This is a genomic window from Caballeronia sp. BCC1704, assembly GCF_902833455.1.
Lineage (GTDB): Bacteria > Pseudomonadota > Gammaproteobacteria > Burkholderiales > Burkholderiaceae > Caballeronia.
Genome location: NZ_CADFFT010000011.1, coordinates 1278 through 3255, shown reverse-complemented (window position 1 = coordinate 3255; position 1978 = coordinate 1278). Strand labels below are relative to the sequence as shown.

Below are 1978 nucleotides of genomic sequence, written 5' to 3'. Positions count from 1 at the left end.
GGCTAAGGGTCTGTAGCTCAGTCGGTTAGAGCACCGTCTTGATAAGGCGGGGGTCGTTGGTTCGAATCCAACCAGACCCACCATGTCGGCGGTCGTTAGCGCTTTAGCGCTTACGAAGGCCCCACCCTCGAAGAGGGCAGGGTCAGATAGACGCGGGGGATTAGCTCAGCTGGGAGAGCACCTGCTTTGCAAGCAGGGGGTCGTCGGTTCGATCCCGTCATCCTCCACCAACAATCTTCAATGCCTAGCGTTCACGAGCAGTGAGTGTTAAGCATTGGCGATTGCTAGCCAGTTGATGCTGTAGGTATTGCAAGACACCTATCGGCTAAACGTTCTTTAACAATCAGGAAGAAGTAGTAAAGAGATTATCTGAAAGCACTTAGAGATGGGTGTGAGTAGGGTAGTCAGGGTAGTGATTGTATCGAGTATGAAAAGTGATCTTAATTGATGACTTGGAATACGGCACAACGCGAATACTCAGCCTATGACAGAGGTGTCGCGAGACACACTCGTTATAGGGTCAAGCGAACAAGTGCATGTGGTGGATGCCTTGGCGATCACAGGCGATGAAGGACGCGGTAGCCTGCGAAAAGCTTCGGGGAGCTGGCAAACGAGCATTGATCCGAAGATGTCCGAATGGGGAAACCCGGCCCGTATGGGTCATCCTAGACTGAATCCATAGGTCTAGCGAAGCGAACGCGGTGAACTGAAACATCTAAGTAACCGCAGGAAAAGAAATCAACCGAGATTCCCAAAGTAGTGGCGAGCGAAATGGGAAGAGCCTGTACTCTTTATTTGTATTGTTAGCTGAACGCTCTGGAAAGTGCGGCCATAGCAGGTGATAGCCCTGTAAGCGAAAACAGTATGAAAGAACTAGGGGTACGACAAGTAGGGCGGGACACGTGAAATCCTGTCTGAAGATGGGGGGACCATCCTCCAAGGCTAAATACTCGTGATCGACCGATAGTGAACCAGTACCGTGAGGGAAAGGCGAAAAGAACCCCGGGAGGGGAGTGAAATAGATCCTGAAACCGCATGCATACAAACAGTCGGAGCCTNGGGTGACGGCGTACCTTTTGTATAATGGGTCAGCGACTTACGTTCAGTAGCGAGCTTAACTGATTAAGGCAGGCGTAGCGAAAGCGAGTCCGAATAGGGCGATCAGTTGCTGGGCGTAGACCCGAAACCAAGTGATCTATCCATGGCCAGGTTGAAGGTGCGGTAACACGTACTGGAGGACCGAACCCACTAACGTTGAAAAGTTAGGGGATGAGCTGTGGATAGGGGTGAAAGGCTAAACAAACTTGGAAATAGCTGGTTCTCTCCGAAAACTATTTAGGTAGTGCCTCGTGTATCACCTTCGGGGGTAGAGCACTGTCATGGTTGTGGGGTCCATTGCGGATTACTACGCCATAGCAAACTCCGAATACCGAAGAGTGCAATCACGGGAGACAGACATCGGGTGCTAACGTCCGGTGTCAAGAGGGAAACAACCCAGACCGCCAGCTAAGGTCCCAAAGATTGGCTAAGTGGGAAACGAAGTGGGAAGGCTAAAACAGTCAGGAGGTTGGCTTAGAAGCAGCCACCCTTTAAAGAAAGCGTAATAGCTCACTGATCGAGTCGTCCTGCGCGGAAGATGTAACGGGGCTCAAGCCAGTCACCGAAGCTGCGGATGCGAGTTTTACTCGCATGGTAGGAGAGCGTTCCGTAAGCCTGCGAAGGTGCGTTGAAAAGCGTGCTGGAGGTATCGGAAGTGCGAATGCTGACATGAGTAGCGATAAAGGGGGTGAAAAGCCCCCTCGCCGTAAGCCCAAGGTTTCCTACGCAACGTTCATCGGCGTAGGGTGAGTCGGCCCCTAAGGCGAGGCAGAAATGCGTAGCTGATGGGAAGCAGGTCAATATTCCTGCACCATTGTTAGATGCGATGGGGGGACGGATCGCGGAAGGTTGTCCGGGTGTTGGACGTCCCGGTCGCTGC

General features: G+C 52.3%; 2 tRNA genes and 1 rRNA gene (1 of these 3 running past the window's edge). All 3 read left to right on the top strand.

The features are described from left to right. Positions 1-6 precede the first annotated feature (6 nt). Positions 7-83, top strand: a tRNA-Ile gene (locus tag HWX53_RS27375). A gap of 71 nt (positions 84-154) precedes the next feature. Then, positions 155-230: transfer RNA gene (locus HWX53_RS27370), tRNA-Ala, on the top strand. A 288-nt stretch (positions 231-518) separates the two neighbouring features. Then, positions 519-1978 (top strand): 23S ribosomal RNA (locus HWX53_RS27365); its annotated part runs 1277 nt beyond the window's last position; the annotation flags it as partial.